This window comes from Pseudomonas sp. CM25 (genome assembly GCF_013179705.1).
Taxonomy (GTDB): domain Bacteria; phylum Pseudomonadota; class Gammaproteobacteria; order Pseudomonadales; family Pseudomonadaceae; genus Aquipseudomonas.
In genome coordinates, this window is sequence record NZ_JABMCW010000102.1 from 1 (window position 1) to 16,943 (window position 16,943).

Below are 16,943 nucleotides of genomic sequence, written 5' to 3' on the forward strand. Positions count from 1 at the left end.
GGCCAGGGCTATGACCAAGGCCGTTATCGCTTTGCCGCCGACGGCCGCCTGTTGCCCGCCTGGAGCCCGTCATGCAGCGAGTAATCGGCGTGCTGATGCTGGCGGCGATCAGCTGCCAGGCCCTCGGCCAACCGAAGGATGCCAGCGAGCAGCGCCAGTGGCTGCTGGAGCAGGTTCGCCGCGGCGAAGCGCTGCACCGTGACGACCTGGTGCGCGATGCGCTCGGCCGTCTGCAGTTGCTGGAACCGCGCAACCCCGATGTGCTGCTGGCGGCCTTGGGCCTGGCGCTACGCGAAAAGAACAGCGCCCAGGCTGAACAGTTACAGGCCAGGCTCAGCGCCTTGGCGCCCGGCAGCCTGCAGGCTCGCCAGGCCACACGCCTGCTCCAGCTGCAGCAGCCCGAAGCGGCGCGGCGCTTGCAGCAAGCGCGGCTGCTGGCCGTTACCGGGCGCAACGCAGAGGCGCTGGCAGCGTACGAGCAGTTGTTCGCAGGCGAGCCACCCAGCCTGGAGCTGGCGCTGGACTACTGGCGGGTGCGCGGCAACCTGCCAGGCCAGCGCCCGGCGGCGATCAGGCAGTTGCAGCAACTGGACCGCCAGTATCCCGGCAACGCCGGGTTGCGCCAGACCCTGGCCGGCTGGCTGTTTGCCGAAAAGCGTGACCGCGAAGCGCTGGCCCTGCTCGATGAGCTGGCCCGCGACCCCAACGCGCGGGATGCTGCTGCCCAGCGCGAGTTCGACTACCTGGCTGGGCAGTCGGTCAGCACTGCCAGCGCAGCGGCCTGGCAAGCCTTCCTCCAGCGCTACCCGGCCTCGCCACTGCTGGCGCAGGCCGGCCAGACCCTGCAACAGCAGCGCACGTTGCTGGCCGACCCGGCTTGGCAGGCGGGCCAGCGCGGCAAGGCGTTGGTCGACAAGGGGCGCAACGCCGAAGCCGAAGCGCAGCTGCGCCGGGCGCTGCGCCAGTACCCGGATGACGCCAGCCTGCACGGTGCACTAGGTTACGCGCTGATGCGTCAGGGCCGCTATGAAGACGCCCATGCAGCGTTCCGCGCGGCCAGCGCGAAGGAGCAGGACACCTACTCGATCAGCCAGTGGAAGGACCTGGAGTCGTCCAGCCAGTACTGGGCACTGCTGAACAAGGGCGAACGGGCATTGCAGGCGCAGGATTTGCGCGGTGCACGCGCGTTTTACCTGCAGGCGCGTCAGCAGCGGCCAAAGGATGAGTACGCATTCCTGGGCCTGGCGGATGTTGCGCTGGCCGAGGGCAACGGCGCTGCCGCCGAGCGGCAGTTCCTGCAGGTACGGCGCATGGCGCCGGACAACGAAAGCGCCGTGCGCGGCTTGATGCGCGTGTACCAGGCACAGTCACCCGACAAGGCGCAGGCGTACCTGGACAGCCTGCCACCACGCCAGCAAGTGCAGTTCGCCAGCCTGCGTCGCAACCTGCAGCTCGCGCGGTTGAGGCAGCAAGGGGAAGCAGCCTTGCAGCGCGAAGACTGGGCCACCGCCAGCCAGGCCCTGGCCCAGGCTGCGAGCTTGGCCCCCGATGAGCCCTGGCTGGTCTACCAGTTGGCCAACAGCCTGCGTCAGCAGGGGCGCAGCGCCGAGGCCGATGCGGCTTTCGCCAGGCTGGTCCGGCAGCAGCCTGGCGACCCGGCCACGCGCTACGCCCATGGCCTGTTCCTGGAGTCCAGCGACCGCGATGCCCTGGCCCTCGATAGCCTCGCGGCGGTGCCGCCGGCAGCCTGGAACGCTGACATGCACGCGCTGCAGCAGCGTATCCAGCGGCGCCTGACCCTGGCCTCGGCGCAGCAGTTGCAGGCACAGGGCCGCGGTGCCGAGGCCACAACCCTGCTCGAAGCCGGCCTGGCGCGGGGTGAGGGCGGCCCCGACGACCTGATGCTGTTGGCCGACTGGGCAGCCGCGCGCGGGGAACCAGGGAAGGCGCGCGACTATTACTGGCGAGTGCTTGCCGTGCAACCCGGGCGACCCGAAGCGCGTCTTGGGGTGATCGAAAGCGCGGTGGCCGAAGGCAACCTGGCACAGGCCCGGCACATGCTGGGGGTGCAGGTGCCCCGGTTGGCCGCCGATGACAACAACGGCCAGCGGCGCCTGGCAGCGGTCTGGGTTGCCCTGGGCGAACACGACCAGGCGGCCAGGCAGCTTGATCAGCTTGCCGCGCAGTCGCCTCGCCCCGACCCACTGCTGCGACGCGATGCAGCGCGCCTGGTAGCGCAGACCGACCCGCAGCGGGCGCTGGACCTGTATGCCGCAGCGATGGCCGATGCACAGCTGCTGGATCGTGCTGGCGCAGCGCCGCGGGATGACCAGGCACTGACGCTTGCCAGCCGTGAGCAAGCCAGCGACGACTGGCTGGCGCGCAGCCTGCGCAGTGATGTGGATGCGTTGTACCGCCAGCGCAACACCCACGTGACCCTGATGCACGACTACGGCTGGCGCGAGGATGACGGTACTCCGGGCACGTCGCAACTGAGCACCCACTCGACCTTGCTGCATGTGGATACCCCCTGGCAGGACGGCACCGCCTTTGCGCGGGTCGAGCGCATCGGCATGGATGCGGGCGCGTTCGAGCAGAACGCGCAGGGGCGCTACACCCCGGATTTCGGCAGTTGCCAGTTTGTCGGCAGCAGCGCTGACGGCAAGGCGCTGCCCGCCTGCGAGGGCGGTTCGCAAAGCGCTGACGGCAGTGTCCTGGCGCTGGGTTGGCAGGGCAGCCGTTGGGCGCTCGACCTGGGCACCACCCAGGGCTACGCGATCAACAACTGGCTGGGGGGCGCGACGCTCAACGGCGACCTCGGCCAGGTCGGCTGGTCGCTGACCGCTTCGCGGCGGCCCATGAGCAACTCGCTGCTGTCGTTCGCCGGCGCCCGTGACCGCCCGACAGGTGTGCGCTGGGGCGGGGTCACGGCCAACGGCGCCACGCTCGGCCTGAGCTGGGACCAGGGCGGCGACAACGGGGTCTGGGCCAGCCTTGGGCACCATTGGCTGTACGGCCAGAACGTTGCTGACAACCAACGCACGCGGGCCATGGCCGGTTATTACCACCGCGTGGTGGAAAAGGCCGACGAGCGCGTGCGTGTCGGCCTGACGCTGATGCACTGGCGCCACGACAAGGACCTGGGCGGCTACAGCCTGGGGCAGGGCGGCTACTACAGCCCGCAGCGCTATACCTCGGTGGGTGTGCCGGTCAGCAATGCCTGGCGCAACTACGACTGGTCACTGTTGCTGGAAGGGTCCGTCAGCTGGTCCCAGGCCCACAGTGCCAGCAGCCGGCTGTACCCGGACGTACACCTCAACCGCAAGGTGCTGGCGCAGTATGCTGTCGACTCCAACCTCGACGCCATGACTGAAGCCAGTGACAGCAGCGGCTTGGGCTATCGCCTGCGCGGCCTGTTCGAACGGCGCCTGAGTGACCATTGGGTGCTGGGCGGCGGTTTCGACTGGCAGCACAGCGATGACTATGCGCCCAGCCATGGCATGCTTTACCTGCGCTACCTGTTCGAGCCGTGGCGCGGCAACCTGGCGCTGCCGGTGACACCGCTGGAGCCCTATAGCGAGTGGCGGTGATTGACTGGAAGGTTGACACCGGGCACACCGCCCCACCATTATCCAGCCATACCCACGCAACGGGCTTTCCAGCATGTCCATGACCAACCACGCCATTTCCGCTTCGGGCTTTATCGCCCAGGCAGACGCGTGCGTTGCCGTTGCCAAGAAATCCAAGAAACAGCCGCTCATCTGACCGAGGCGCGCTGTCTCGTCAGGTGGGCTGACGAGACAGAAGGCGCCAGGTATCCCTGCCAGACCACTTCCTCTCTTCGCCCTGCTGACGCTGACTATCGGTCAACATCAGGAGTTTTTGCATGTCGAATTTCCGTGGTATCTGGATCGCCCTGGTCACGCCATTGCGCGGCAATGAAGTCGACTTTGTCGCGCTGGAAAAGCTGGTGAACAAGCTGCTCGAAGACGGCGTCTCCGGTTTTGTGGTGTGCGGTACCACGGGGGAAGCGGCCGCGCTGTCCAAGGCCGAGCAGCTGGCCGTGCTGGATGCCGTGCTGGCCTGGGTGGAGCCGGGCAGGGTGGTGATGGGCCTGTCGGGGTACAACCTGGGTGAACTGCTGGCCTTCCAGGCGCAAATCCAGCAGCGCCAGATCGGCGGGCTGCTGGTGCCCGCACCGTGCTACATCCGCCCGTCGCAAGCCGGCATCGAGGGCTTTTTCAACACGGTGGCGGATGCCGCCAGCGTACCGCTGATCGTCTACGACATCCCTTACCGCACCGGCGTGCGCATCGAGCGGGAAACCTTGCGCCGTATCGTGCGCCACCCGCGCATTGCCGCCGTCAAGGATTGCAGCGGCGACAGCGAAACCACCCTGGCCCTGATCGAGGACGGCCACGCCCAGGTGCTGGCTGGCGAAGACCTGCAGATCTTCAACAACCTGTGCCTGGGCGGTGCAGGGGCCATTTCGGCTTCGGCGCAGGTGCGCGCAGACCTGTATGTACGCATGCTGCAGCAGGTCGAAGGTGGCAACTGGCTGGCCGCGCGCGGCACGTTCTATCAGATTCTGCCGTGGATCAGGCTGGCCTTCGCCGAGCCCAATCCGGCGGTGATCAAGGCGGCCTTGCACCTGCAAGACTTGATCAGTGACGAGCTGCGCGAGCCCATGCAGGCCTGCACGCCATTCACCCGGGGCAAGCTGCAGGCCGTGCTGGATTCGCTCGGTGCTTGAAGCGACCAGGGCAGGCAACGCCGCTTCTACAGGCATGGCCACGTTGCAACAAATGAGCAGCCTTGTGCTGCGAAGCGCCGCGCGGGCGGCGCCCGGTCTCATAGGCGCTGCATTTCTTGCGGCCAGCACTCGTCAGCCCTGATGCGCCCCAAAGCCAGCCCCGATCAATCTTGTCATTTGCCCATGCTTAGGGCAGGGTCGTTAACACGGACATCTCTGCCAAGGAGTCACCCATGTCAAAGCTCTATCCCAGTATTGACCCTGAGGGGCTGGTCGAGTACTCGGTGGTCTACACCGACCGCTCGCTCAACCACATGTCGCAGGCATTTCAAGGCGTGATGAAGAACATCTCCACGACCCTGAAACAGGTCTACAACGCCCAGGCTGTTGCGGTAGTGCCGGGCAGCGGTACATTTGGCATGGAAGCGGTGGCGCGGCAGTTTGCCACCGGCCAGCAATGCCTGGTGATCCGCAACGGCTGGTTCAGCTATCGCTGGAGCCAGATCCTCGAAACGGGCAACATCCCGGCGGCCACCACCGTACTTAAAGCCCGGCCGGTCGAAAGCGGTCGCCAGGCTGCCTACGCGCCACCCCCGCTGGACGAAGTGCTGGCGGCCATTCAGGCGCACCGGCCGCAAATTGTCTTCGCCCCCCACGTTGAAACCTCATCCGGGATCATCCTGCCCGACGCTTACCTGCGCGCTGTCGGCGATGCCGTGCACGCGGTGGGGGGCTTGTTCGTGCTCGACTGCATCGCCTCGGGAACCGTCTGGGTCGATATGCACAAGTGCGCAGTCGACCTGCTGATCAGCGCACCCCAGAAAGGCTGGAGCGCATCCCCTTGCTGCGCCCTGGTGATGCTCAGTACCTTGGCTGTCGAGCGCATCGGGCATACGCAAAGCAGCAGCTTTGCCTGCGACCTGAAAAAGTGGCTGCAGATCATGCAGGCCTATGAACAGGGCGGGCATGCCTACCACGCCACAATGCCCAGCGATTCTCTGGCACGGTTCAACGAAGTGATGAACGAGATGCAGGCCTACGGGTTCGACAAGCTGCGCAGCGAACAACAGCTGCTGGGCGACCGGGTGCGCGCCATGTTGACCGGCAAAGGCATCAACAGTGTCGCCGCCGCCGGCTTCCAGGCCCCGGGCGTGGTGGTCAGCTACACCGATGATGCCGACATCAAGAGCGGTAGGAAATTTGTCGAGCATGGCCTGCAGATAGCGGCGGGTGTGCCGTTGCAGTGTGATGAGCCGGCCGATTTCCAGACCTTCCGCATCGGGCTGTTCGGCCTCGAAAAGCTGCACAACATCGAGCGTACGGTCAGCACCCTTGAGCAGGCTCTGGACGAAGTGATGGCGCCTTAGGCTGTTCACCATCTTTGGGATCAAGCGCCGCGCGGGCGGCGCTTGATCCCATGGGCGCTGAGTCTTGTCCCGGCGGCAAATAGTGTGGTGTTTCAGAAGTACCACTGAAAAATCACTTGCCCAGCGCTCGTGCTGTACGAGCGACTGAGGCGAGAATATCTTCTACCTTGTTATGCCACCGAAACGGTTTCGGACTCTGGTTGTAAGTTTCCAGATAATTCTCAATCGAAGCTTCAATGCTGGCGAGTGTGTCGGAGAACTGTTAGTCGGGTGCTTTGAAGACCTGGGGCCCTATTGCCTGCCCCAGATTGTGCGTCGGATGCAGGAAGCCTGCCAAGATCACTTGTCGACATGCGCGATGGCAGTTTCGATTACGTTGGCGGTGAGGGCGCGATAGAGCTGGCCATCACCTACGACTTGGGTTTTTCGTCGAACACGCAGTGCGGTGGCATGGTTTAACGAGCGACCGTCGTTTGCATCCGAATGACCAATGGGTAGGGTGCCCGCGCAGCCTGGATAGGTAGAATGAGTCTGCATCCGTGAAGAGGCAGGGAAGAACTAATCCTGGCTGTTTCCGAGGCCCTGCTATCCAGAGCCCCGGACTCTCTAAGTTGGTCGAAAATTACCACTCTTGACCGGCGGGCAGCGCCCGCGCCTGTGCGCGTATTTAAACTTTTCGCGCCATCATTCAATGCCTTTTCAAAATCTTTCCAAAAGATAATATTGCTTAGAGCTTGGTAGTTCCAAATACCGGCGCATATATCCAGCGTGTTTTGTCAAGTCCTTGACTTGAGATCGTGCTTGATGCCGGGGTTCATCAATGAAGCTGGTGAAACCTTTTAAGGGGAGTTCGGTTTTTAGCAATTGGTCTTGCAGATATTGAAGGTTGAATACGTCCGTGTTGTTTAGTCTTCCGTCGTTTCTATAATCTACTTTTTGCCCTTTGGAGATTGCGTCGAAATAATCCAGATACCTACTCATGGAATGTTTGTCTGCCCAAACGTCCATTTGATTTATAGAGGCGGCATTTTGCAAGTCCCCTGGCGATAGGTGGTTCACTATGTTGTCAAATATTTCTGGATACATGGGCTCTATTTCCGTTAAAAATCTGAAGGCGCCCCTTTGTTGTTCTTGCCTACTAGGCACAGGACTAACGGTAGTTATAGGCTCGGCGTTAACCCTGGAATGCGCTATGTCTGACCGGTTACGTCGCCCCCCAAAAAAGCCCTTGATTCTACTCCATAGGCTAACCGTTCCTGTCGGGTCGACACGGTTGACTGGATCTCCGGAGCAATAGGCGTACGTGTTTACCCCGCCGGCTCCAAAAGGGCTGAAACGATCTGGGCTGGTAAATCTCATCAATAGAGGGCTGTACTCACGATGACCGTTTCCCAAATGATATAAATTTGCCAGGGGATTGAGCAATGCTCCGTTAAAGCCAATCTTGAAAGTGCGTTGAGAAGGCAGTTTGCTATGGCCGTAGACGGTATAGTTGGTAAATGTGGTGAGAGAAGTATGTCGGCAGTCTGGTTTCATGGCTGTTCTTCTTGGGGTCTAAAGGGTGGGGTGTATTGGTTTTTCATTTGGCGGTTCAAATGCTTTTGTTTTTAGGGTGCAGCCTTAAGTGGTGATTCATAAGGTTTGATTAGTGTTTGATATGGGGGTTGCGGACCCCGCTTGGAAACATGCCTTTTAAGTCCCACCTCCGAATCTGCATCGCGGTTGAGGTGTTGGTCAACTGGCAGAATTACCAGTTTCTGCACCAAAGAAATGCCGCAAACACAGCATGGAACAAGCTAGTGTGGTGTTTCAGAAATACCACTGAAAATTTGGCATAGCTCGGTAGAGCCCTACTCTTCAAGCGTTGTGTATCGACATGGGCCGACCAGCGACTGTCACTACCCTATCTGAAACTGAAAGTGCGGAGCCGCTACGCCGTGTCCAGCTCCGCAAAGGCGCCCAAGATGCACGTCTGCGGGCCGAAATAATCCGCGCTTGTGCAGCCGGCGATTCTGGCAATGACATTGCTCAGCGCTTGGGTACCACCAAGGATCGTATCGCGGTGGCGGCAACGTTTCGCTGAATTGGGATTGTTGGGTTTGAACGATGAACCCCGCTCTGGCCCGCCACGCACGATCTCGGTTGAGCAGGTTCAGCAAGTAGTCAATCAGGTATTCCAAGGTAAGCCCGACGATTCCAGCCACTCGAGTACTCGCCGCATGAGCCGCGAGACAGGCCTTTCTCCTGCCAGCGTCATGCGTATCTGGCACGCGTTCGGGATCAAGCCGCATCTGGAAAAAACCTTCAAGCGTTCCACCGATCCGTTGTTTTTCGAAAAGGTTCACGACATCGTCGGGCTGTACTTGAATCCCGGGTCATCGATTGCGTACCAGTCCTCGTCGCTTGGCTTGAAGAACGTCGAGCTTTGCCAGTAGGCATTGCCGCCCACGGTGAACTTGCGGCGCCGGCGAATTCAGCCCTGCAGCCATTGGCTGTGGTCGCGATACAGGGCATGCATGTCATCCTGCCGGGAGATGCGGGCGGCAGCGGGTAGGGCACCTGGATCTTCCTGATTATAAGTGCGGATAAGAATTGATCGCAATTATAGTGATATCAAGGTGCTTTGCAATGTTGTCAGGTTCAACGGATAGGTGCCGAGTACGTGCCCCGGTAAGACCTGATGCTTTGTGTAAACAGCATCAGGTCCAGCATGCCTTACAGCCCCAGTTCAGTCAGGCCTGGGTGATCGTCTGGTCGGCGACCCAGTGGCCAGTGGAACTTGCGCTCGCTTTCCTTGATAGGCATATCGTTGATGCAGGCGAACCGGCGGTGCATCAAGCCATCCGCTTCGAATTCCCAGTTTTCATTGCCATAGGAGCGGAACCAGTTACCCGAATCGTCGTGCCACTCGTAGGCGTAACGGACGGCGATGCGGTTGTCGGTGAAGGCCCAGAGCTCTTTGATCAGCCGGTAGTCCAGCTCTTTTTTCCACTTGCGAGTGAGGAATGCCTGGGCCTCTTCGCGATTGGTGGCAAACTCGGCACGGTTACGCCATTGGGTATCCAGCGTGTAGGCGAGCGCAACTTTTTCGGGAGCGCGGGAATTCCAACCATCCTCAGCAAGTCGGACTTTTTCAATCGCTGATTCGCGAGTGAAGGGAGGAAGTGGCGGGCGAGCTTGTTCGTTGGGCATGAGGGTGCCTCCAATCATGTGGATCGTTCAGTGGAGTTAGCATTTCGTGCAACTTCAAGCGCGTGTGCGCTGTACTTCTTTTTTGAGCAAAATTTCGGCGACTTCTTTCGCGCTATCGATCGCGGTATAGTCGCCCATTATGCGGGCCACGGTTATCGTGCCCTCTATAAGCACGAACAATTGCCTGGCCAGAACAATCGGATCTGTGACGCCTAAATCGCTGGTCAGTTCGAGGGTATAGTCAAGCAGCTTTTGTTTATGCAGCTTTGCGATCTGTCGAATGGGATCGTTTGCGTCGCCAATCTCCCCGGCGGTGTTGATGAAAGCACATCCGCGAAAACCGTCAGACTCAAACCAACGCTTGAGCACATCAAAAATGCCCAGGATACGTTGTTGTGGAGTTTGCGCTTTTTCGCATTCACCACGAAACCACTGCATCCAGCGTACATCGCGTGCATTCAGCGCAGCTGCCGCTACATCGTCCTTGGTCGCAAAATAGCGATAAATACTTTTACGTGCTACACCCGAGGTCTTTACGAGGAGGTCCATGCCAGTGGCGTGAATCCCGTTTTCGTAAATCAGCTTCTCGGCAGTAGCCAGAATTTTTTCGCGTGTATCGGTCATTGGCTTATCCATGTGGCCAAGGTAGAACGATCGTTCTCCCTGGTCAAGCATTTGTTGAAATCTTGGCGGCTCAGGCACCCGGAAGATTGCCAGTACCCCCTGAAAGCCAGGCCTATCAAGCCATCCTCTTTCTACCAACCCTGCAGTAAACGCCTATACCACCGTCATCTTTGACAAAGTGACCTGGGCCCCCGGTTCGCAAATAGTCGGCCAGCACGCTCCCGCAGATGCGGCGCTGGCCTGGAGGTTGGTGATAAAGTTGCCGGAGCCGGCTTGTCTGGTAATGAACACGGTGACGGGGGTATCGAATGCTTTTCGTTGTGCTGCTCGGCGGTAAACATCCTCGGGCAAAAATAGAAGTGCACGACGTCGCTTTCGTCGTGGCCGACACGCTGGAGCAAGCCTACCCGGAGCTTCGTGACAGCTGGTTTGGCAGCCCCAAGGGCATGCACATCGACGCGTGGATGGCCATCGATGGTGTCGAGGGCTGGCGCGTGGAATTCAGCACCTTGGCGCCATTGCCGGATGCGCCTTGCCTTTACTTCATCAACCTGGGTGGCTACGAGTCACAGGCTTTCGGCGAAGCGCATCATTATCTGTTGGTCGTGGCCAGGGACAAGCGGGAGGCCAAGGCAAAAGGCAAGCGGCAGATCCTGCCGCATTGGGCTCAAGCCCACACCGATGCAGTGCTGGATGTTGATGACTGTTTGCCAATTGATCAGGTCGGCGGCCGATATGTGCATCTGGTCGAGGGGCCACATGCCGGGATCGTGCAGCGCAACGCTTACATCGTGCTTACCTAGGCTGGGCACCTGGGCACCTGGGCACCTGGGCACCTGGGCGAGTGGGGCAGGTGGGTGTCTGTTATCGACCCCATAGCAGACATTCAGATGGAAGCCCCAACCATCTATATATAGGCTGTGCGTTCTGAAATGGATTTCCAGGTAAGGGCAAGCGGCTTATGGCAAGTTCCGAAATTCACGAACGGTTGAACAACCGTCGATTCACCGTCGCCAACAACACCCACGGGCTATCGGGCAACGGAACGGTATTTCATTATCTCGTCGACGGTGGGGCCATCACCGGCACTTACCAAGGCGGCCGGATCCGCATGGGCTCTCAAGTGGGGCGGGTGACAGGCCGCAACACCATCGAGCTTCTTTATCACTGCATTACCACTGAGGATGAGATCCTCGCTGGCTGGTCGCGCGGTGAGATTGGCCTAGACCAACATGGCCGCACGACGCTTCACTTTGTTTGGGGATGGTTATCAGGTGCGACGGGTGGGGGCGAGTCTAGTTACGTCGAGCTTGCCGAATAGCTAGCCTATTGCAGAAGCAGCGATTCTCGAACGTTTGCAATGGGTCGATGCCGGTCAAAATTCTCTTCAAGGGAGTGTGAATTGTGCGGGCGGTCTGGAGCTATCTTCAGCATGCAGATATTTTCAACAATTGCTGCGCTGCACTTTATTTTGCCGTCAAGCAAAAAGGGTGGCAGCTGGACGTAGGTCGACGGACCGAGACTCCATGGCCGGCTCTGCTAGGATGACTCGCTCACCAGAACTTGAGCTACAGACGATCAACCACTAAAAGGAATTTCCATTGATCAAGCAATGTGTACTCGGTCTTGCAATCGCATCGATACTAACAGGCTGCGGCGAGGACAGAGAGAAGACCGCCCGCACCAAGATCGGCGCAATCAGCGTAGCGTTCGATGCCCGCCCGCAAGGCACCCCAAACGCCAGCGGTACCAGAACGCTGACCCGGCAAACCATCAACCAGTGCGTCGAACACCTGACCAAAACCAAGGCTGACTTCGACGTCATCCGCAAGGACTATGCCGACACCCAGGCAGTGCAGTCGATGGAGACCAAAGCGCTGTATGGAAAGGTGCGCGGCCAGCTGGCGACTTGTCAGCAGACGAAGGCTAAGTTGGACTATTGAGAGCTGACGCAACTCACTCAAAGGAATTGAGGACCGGATGCCATGAACGACATCAACAATGTGCAACGTTTGTATTCCATGGAAGGCGCAGCCCACCTGTACTCCAGCGACCCTGCAATACTCACCCCCGCAGATCTCTACAATGTGAAGCACGAGCCCGCACACCTTGCGGCGCTGCAGAACTGCAACATCTACCTCATCGTCCGCCGCCCCCGGGTGTACCTGCAGCCGGAGAGTTTCAGCCTCAGCGGCCGGACCGTAACCGGCAACTTCCTGGTTCGCCGTGCGCAGGGCATGGTGGCGGTGCCGTTTGTCTACGAAATTCCAAAAAGCTCCATCCCCGCAGATGTGCCGATCGTGGATGTCGCGATCGCGGTAAATGGCGCTGCGATGGTTGCTATCACACCCTGTGGCAAGCAGATGATGTCGGCTAGCGTGATCATCGCCGCATCGGAACATGAGCTTGCCGATGAAGACACCGCGATGGAGGTGCTTTACGTGGGGCAGGGGATTGGCCGAACCCGTGCGCGCACGGCGCTGGACAGGCTGCAATGCCACAGCACCCTGCAGAGGATCCTTGCCGACACGCTCACCAACTTCTACGAGCATGAGGTTTTGCTGTTGCTGTATCGCTTCGAGCACGGGCGCACTGTGGTCAGCAATGGCGGCGATTTCAACGTCGATGCCCAGACGGACGACCACGCCGACCTGGCACACTTCAAGCGCTTGCAGGGCGTGCGTCTGAAGCGTCATGAAGTTGTGTCGCTGGTCGAAGCGGGCCTTATCAATTACTTCAAGCCCTACTACAACAGTTTGCTCAAGGCGACGAGCTTCTCGGCGAAAAACAAGCTGAAGGTTCTCAGGCAATTGATGGCCAAGGGGCCGACCGGGTTGATTGTGGAGCTGTCGACCGTGAACCTGCGTTCGCGCATCGGCACGCTCCATGCCATACCGGTTGACCTTGCAGCTGCCTATCCGCCCGAGGTGCTTGATGGGCGCAACATTGATGATGAGCAAACGCGTGAGCGGTGGCGGGAAGAACTGAGAAGGGTCGCGCATACCCACATCGCAAAGTTTGCCCTGACCACAGCCGATGAGCGAGAGACTTTCATGCATGGGACGGTTTTTCTGGGGGATAGCGAGCGGGTTATGCTGTGAGCCGATGCTTCCGCCGATTGCTGCCTGATGCGGTTAGGCGCACGCATGGAACAGCCAAAGTGACGTTGTGATAGTCATTGACACGTGCGTTCAACGATGCCTTGGTTCCACTTAACTCACGGCCACCAGAGGCTACGATAGAGCCCCGAATCACCATCAACTGCCTGCTTCAATCAATCGCAGGCTTATGATAAGGAAGTCAAGAAAATGGATGTACTTTGCACCTCTCTGGACGAAGTCCGCCAAGGCATCGATGACATAGACCGCAGCCTCGTTTCGCTTCTCGCCAAACGGGGAAGGCTCGTCACGCAAGCGGCGGCCTTCAAGAAAACCTCCGATGATGTACGTGCGCCTGCACGGGTTGAGCAAGTAATAAGGAAGGTTCGTGAAATGGCTGACGAAAGCGGTGCCTCTGCTGAGGTCGTGGAGCAGGTGTACCGGGCGATGATTTCGGCATTCATCACTGAAGAACTGAGCACTCATGCGAAGCTGACCAACGAACCTTCAGCACCTTGATCACAACGCGGGGCTCATCGGAAGCCCCGCCGCTTTTGCTCGCCCACTAGCCCATTTATCAGTCGTGGCCGCTGGTACAGCATGACTTTGCCCAGTAAGCCTGCATGCTGGAATATTTTTTTATTTCCGGTCACGTACGTACAGTTCGGAAGAAGCGACTCAAAGTGCTCAGTGTATTTATGTGCGATGTAAAACAGCACGATAATAGAAAAAATGATGGGCGCAAGGATCAACAGCGCAATCAATCCAGGGTCAACTGTATTCACTTTGATACCTCGCGAAATAAAAAATCACCCACCATCTCGCCTCCCAAGGGGCTGATTACATAATGACGTTTAACCCACCCTTGATCACTAGCAGGAACTGGAACTGCTTGAGGCCTTACCCTAATGGCCCAGATATATTTCAGTCGGAGTGGAGCTTTTTGCCCGACCCATTTGCCTTTGTTCCCAGCCGCCAGTTTTCACGGCGCCGCTTGAGGCGTTGATCAGGCCGCCAGTTTCACGACCCGCTTGCCATCGCCGATCAGGATGTCTTCAAAAAACGCCCCCACCGGCTCGGTTGGGTGGCACAGCTGTATCTCCAGCACCCACACCACTTCGCTCGGGACGATTTCCACCTCGGCCAGTTTGTCCTGCCCATACAGCACATGCGGGAAATCGGCGATGCGGTGGCCGGCCAGGTTGCGTTCAAGCTGCCACCCTTTGGCCTGGGCGCTGCGTTCGGCGAAGTCATACAGCTCCCGTCCGGTCAGCCCGCGGCCCCAGGCCTGGCGGGTTTCGTCGAACACTTCATGCAGCGCCTTGACGCAGGCGTGGTGCAGGTCGTGCTCACCAAACACGAAGGTATCGCCATAGTCGCCTTCGTAGCCGTCCCATACCGGGCCAACGTCAACCACGACGATATCTGTGGTACGTAATACACGTTTCAAATCAACGCCTTGCCGAGGTGTACGGACCGTGTCGTCGCCAAAACGGATGTAGGTCGGGTGCCAGGTATGTGAAGCGCCCATGGCCTGCAAGGTGTGCGCGGCCATTTCCAGCGCCTGGGCGGTGGTCATGCCGACCTGCAGCTGGCTGGCGATGGCGGCGACTGCCCGTACCGACTGCTCGCGCGCCGCCAGCATGCCGTCCAGCGAGTAACGCGGGCCGACCTTTTCCAGCTCGGGGTGCAGTGCGCTGGATAAAGCAGCGGCCGCCGGCGAAGTGCCGCTGGAAACAAAAGCCTCGGCGACAAAACGATGGGGCTGCACGCCTGCTGCAAGGCACAGCTCGCGGGCCTGGCTGATCATCGTCGCGTTGCCGCAAGCATAAACCTGGATGTCGGACCAGCGGTGTGCCTGGGCCAGCGCCACCTGTTGCACGCGTGCCTCGGCCGAAAGAACCCGGTGCCAGCGGAAGTTGGGGTGCGTACGGCTGGCCTCGTCGAGAAAAGCGCAGTCATGGAAATCCGCCTGCGATGAACCGCCCCAGTACAGGGTGACCTGCGCATCACCGGCCAACGCCGTCAGCAGCAAGGGCTTGATGCCTGCGTAACCGGTGCCGGTGGCGAACAGCACCACCGGGAGCTGGTCATCATGCTGCCAGGTGCAGGCACCCACGGGGCCTTCGAGTTGCAGTGTGTCGCCTGCCTGCAGTGTGGGCAGCAGGTGATGCGTGAACAGGCCGCCACTGACCTTGCGGATGTAGAACACCAGCTGCCCCTGGTCCTGGGCTGGCAGGTTGGCGATGGAGAAACAGCGGCTGTCGCCGTTGTCGAGCAGGAACCTGACGTACTGGCCCGCCCGCACCTCCAGCGGCTGGGCAGGCTGCAGCACCAGTTCGACGATATCGGTGCTCAGTTCGCGCTGGGCAACCACCTGCGCCTGGGTTTGCAGTACGGGCGTTTCCAGGGACCACCCCGGGATCTCCAGGCGCATGTCACTGCAAGCGTGGCTCTGGCACAGCAGCATCTCGTCGTCGGCCAGTGGATAGCACGGCGCGGGCGCGTCTGTATCGCGTTGCCTGGCCTGGTACTGCCCAGCCACCACCTTGACCTTGCACGAGCCGCAGGCGCCGCGGCGGCAGGAGAAGGGCACCGGCAGGCCGCTGGCGAGCATGGCGTCGAGCAGCAGTTCCTGGCTGGCTTCAAAGGTTTTGCCCGAAGGCGACAATTCAATGACGTGGCGGCTTTGCATGAGCACCTCGGGGCAAATGGAGGTTTGATTGTTGCTATAGTCCAGGACCAGAAGAACCTCCAGTTTTGGATAATTCACATGGTCCAGCTTCGCAAATGGCCGCCGCTGCTCAAGCTCGATGGCGCGCAACCGCAGGCTTCGTACAGGCAGATCGTCGAGGGGCTGGTGGCCGCGATCAGCGAGGGCCGCCTGCGCCCTGGCACGCCATTGCCGGGCACGCGCGAGATGGCGCGGCTGCTCAACGTCAATCGCAAGACGGTGATCCTTGCCTATGAGGAAGCGCAGACCAAGGGCTGGCTGGAAACCGTGCAGCGCCGAGGTACCTTCGTCAGCCAGCAGCTGGCGGCTGGCACGCAGGTCGAACACAGTGTCGCGCAGCCCTTTGCCTTGGCGCTGCCAGAGGCGCCTGCCGTCGCCTACTTCGCCGCCAATGAACTGGCTGCCGCGCAGCAGGGGCGGCCAGGTGCGTTGTTCATCGACAACGGCGCCTGTGACCACCGCCTGCTACCCCAGGCCGTGCTGCATCGCTACTACCGCAATGCGTTGCGCAGCAGCTTTGCCAGCAACAGCGTGCGCCATGGCAGCGACTGCAGCAGCCGCTACCTGCGCACTGCGCTGGCCGACATGCTGCGGCACAATCGCGGCCTCAACGTTGGCGTCGAACATATCTGCCTGACCCAGGGCATGCAGATGTCGCTGCACCTGGTGGCCAGTGTGTTGCTCAAGCCGGGTGATGTGGTGCTGGTCGAGCGCCTGAGCTACCCGCCGGCGTGGGAGATTTTTCGTCAGCTGGGCGCTCGGCTGGTGACGGTGGAGCTGGACGATGAGGGCTGCCGGGTCGATCAGCTGGAGGCGATATGCCGGCTGCACCCGGTGCGAATGCTGTACATCACGCCCCATCACCAGTTCCCGACCACCGTCAGTCTGCCAGCCGGGCGCCGGCAGCGGTTGCTGGAGCTGGCGCGCCAGCATGACTTCTGTGTGGTCGAAGAAGACTACGACTATGAGTATCACGTCGTCGGGCGGCCCTATCTGCCGCTGGCCAGCGACCGCCAGCAGCGGCATGTGATCTACATCGGCTCGCTGTCCAAGGCCTTGGGCAGCACGTTCCGTTGCAGCTTTATCGTGGCGCCGGCAGAGGTGACACAAGTGCTGGAGCGCAGGGCGACGCTGAACCTGGGGCAGGGCGATGCGGTGATGCAGCGGATGCTGGC

14 protein-coding genes and 2 pseudogenes are annotated in these 16,943 nt (G+C 60.4%); 10 read left to right on the forward strand and 6 right to left on the reverse strand.

Translation table 11 applies throughout. The annotated features are described in order from the left end of the window. Positions 1 to 71: 71 nt before the first annotated feature. From bcsC to HP546_RS13230, 3 genes are all read left to right on the forward strand, one after another. On the forward strand, positions 72 to 3,590 hold the full coding sequence (bcsC, locus tag HP546_RS13220) for a cellulose synthase complex outer membrane protein BcsC (protein WP_172225646.1): 3,519 nt from the start codon (positions 72 to 74) through the stop codon (positions 3,588 to 3,590). A 296-nt stretch (positions 3,591 to 3,886) separates the two neighbouring features. After that, on the forward strand, positions 3,887 to 4,753 hold the full coding sequence (gene dapA / locus HP546_RS13225) for a 4-hydroxy-tetrahydrodipicolinate synthase (RefSeq protein ID WP_172225648.1): 867 nt from the start codon (positions 3,887 to 3,889) through the stop codon (positions 4,751 to 4,753). 233 nt (positions 4,754 to 4,986) lie between these two features. Further along, positions 4,987 to 6,120, forward strand: a complete 1,134-nt coding sequence (locus HP546_RS13230) for an aminotransferase class V-fold PLP-dependent enzyme (protein WP_172225651.1) — start codon at positions 4,987 to 4,989, stop codon at positions 6,118 to 6,120. A gap of 112 nt (positions 6,121 to 6,232) precedes the next feature. Here the strand turns inward: HP546_RS13230 and HP546_RS31385 are convergent. Then, positions 6,233 to 6,358 (reverse strand): annotated as a pseudogene (locus HP546_RS31385) (IS630 family transposase); the annotation flags it as partial. A gap of 461 nt (positions 6,359 to 6,819) precedes the next feature. Beyond that, positions 6,820 to 7,656, reverse strand: coding sequence for an RHS repeat-associated core domain-containing protein (locus HP546_RS13235; RefSeq protein ID WP_172225654.1), 837 nt, complete (start codon positions 7,654 to 7,656; stop codon positions 6,820 to 6,822). A gap of 340 nt (positions 7,657 to 7,996) precedes the next feature. Here HP546_RS13235 and HP546_RS13240 point away from each other — a divergent pair. Further along, positions 7,997 to 8,492 (forward strand): annotated as a pseudogene (locus HP546_RS13240) (helix-turn-helix domain-containing protein); the annotation flags it as partial. Between the two features lie 343 nt (positions 8,493 to 8,835). On the opposite strand, the gene HP546_RS13245 reads toward HP546_RS13240, so the two are convergent. Both HP546_RS13245 and HP546_RS13250 read right to left on the reverse strand, forming a co-directional pair. Next, positions 8,836 to 9,312 carry a nuclear transport factor 2 family protein gene (locus HP546_RS13245; protein ID WP_172225656.1) on the reverse strand — a complete coding sequence of 159 codons (477 nt, stop codon included), beginning with the start codon at positions 9,310 to 9,312 and terminating at the stop codon, positions 8,836 to 8,838. Between the two features lie 54 nt (positions 9,313 to 9,366). Then, positions 9,367 to 9,936, reverse strand: coding sequence for a TetR/AcrR family transcriptional regulator (locus HP546_RS13250; protein ID WP_218584512.1), 570 nt, complete (start codon positions 9,934 to 9,936; stop codon positions 9,367 to 9,369). 308 nt (positions 9,937 to 10,244) lie between these two features. Here HP546_RS13250 and HP546_RS13255 point away from each other — a divergent pair, with 308 nt between their 5' ends. The 5 genes from HP546_RS13255 (at position 10,245) to HP546_RS13275 (ending at position 13,553) form a co-directional block, all read left to right on the forward strand. After that, positions 10,245 to 10,739 (forward strand): DUF1543 domain-containing protein, encoded by a 495-nt coding sequence (locus tag HP546_RS13255; protein ID WP_172225659.1) that lies wholly within the window; start codon positions 10,245 to 10,247, stop codon positions 10,737 to 10,739. A gap of 158 nt (positions 10,740 to 10,897) precedes the next feature. Further along, on the forward strand, positions 10,898 to 11,257 hold the full coding sequence (locus tag HP546_RS13260; protein WP_172225662.1) for a hypothetical protein: 360 nt from the start codon (positions 10,898 to 10,900) through the stop codon (positions 11,255 to 11,257). 280 nt (positions 11,258 to 11,537) lie between these two features. Next, positions 11,538 to 11,879, forward strand: coding sequence for a hypothetical protein (locus HP546_RS13265; protein WP_172225665.1), 342 nt, complete (start codon positions 11,538 to 11,540; stop codon positions 11,877 to 11,879). A 42-nt stretch (positions 11,880 to 11,921) separates the two neighbouring features. Beyond that, the gene (locus HP546_RS13270) at positions 11,922 to 13,037 is read left to right on the forward strand and encodes a hypothetical protein (RefSeq protein ID WP_172225668.1); all 1,116 of its coding nucleotides are present in this window, start codon (positions 11,922 to 11,924) and stop codon (positions 13,035 to 13,037) included. A 207-nt stretch (positions 13,038 to 13,244) separates the two neighbouring features. Beyond that, a complete protein-coding gene (locus tag HP546_RS13275; RefSeq protein WP_172225671.1) occupies positions 13,245 to 13,553 on the forward strand; it encodes a chorismate mutase in 309 nt (102 codons plus the stop codon). A 14-nt stretch (positions 13,554 to 13,567) separates the two neighbouring features. Here the strand turns inward: HP546_RS13275 and HP546_RS13280 are convergent, their stop codons facing one another. Together HP546_RS13280 and HP546_RS13290 are read right to left on the reverse strand one after the other, a co-directional pair. Continuing rightward, on the reverse strand, positions 13,568 to 13,819 hold the full coding sequence (locus HP546_RS13280; protein ID WP_172225644.1) for a hypothetical protein: 252 nt from the start codon (positions 13,817 to 13,819) through the stop codon (positions 13,568 to 13,570). 221 nt (positions 13,820 to 14,040) lie between these two features. Continuing rightward, positions 14,041 to 15,807 carry a M24 family metallopeptidase gene (locus tag HP546_RS13290; RefSeq protein ID WP_172225674.1) on the reverse strand — a complete coding sequence of 589 codons (1,767 nt, stop codon included), beginning with the start codon at positions 15,805 to 15,807 and terminating at the stop codon, positions 14,041 to 14,043. Between HP546_RS13290 and HP546_RS13295 the strand changes: the two genes are divergently transcribed. Continuing rightward, the coding region (locus HP546_RS13295) for a PLP-dependent aminotransferase family protein (RefSeq protein ID WP_172225677.1) at positions 15,808 to 16,943 on the forward strand (1,136 nt) is incomplete at its 3' end.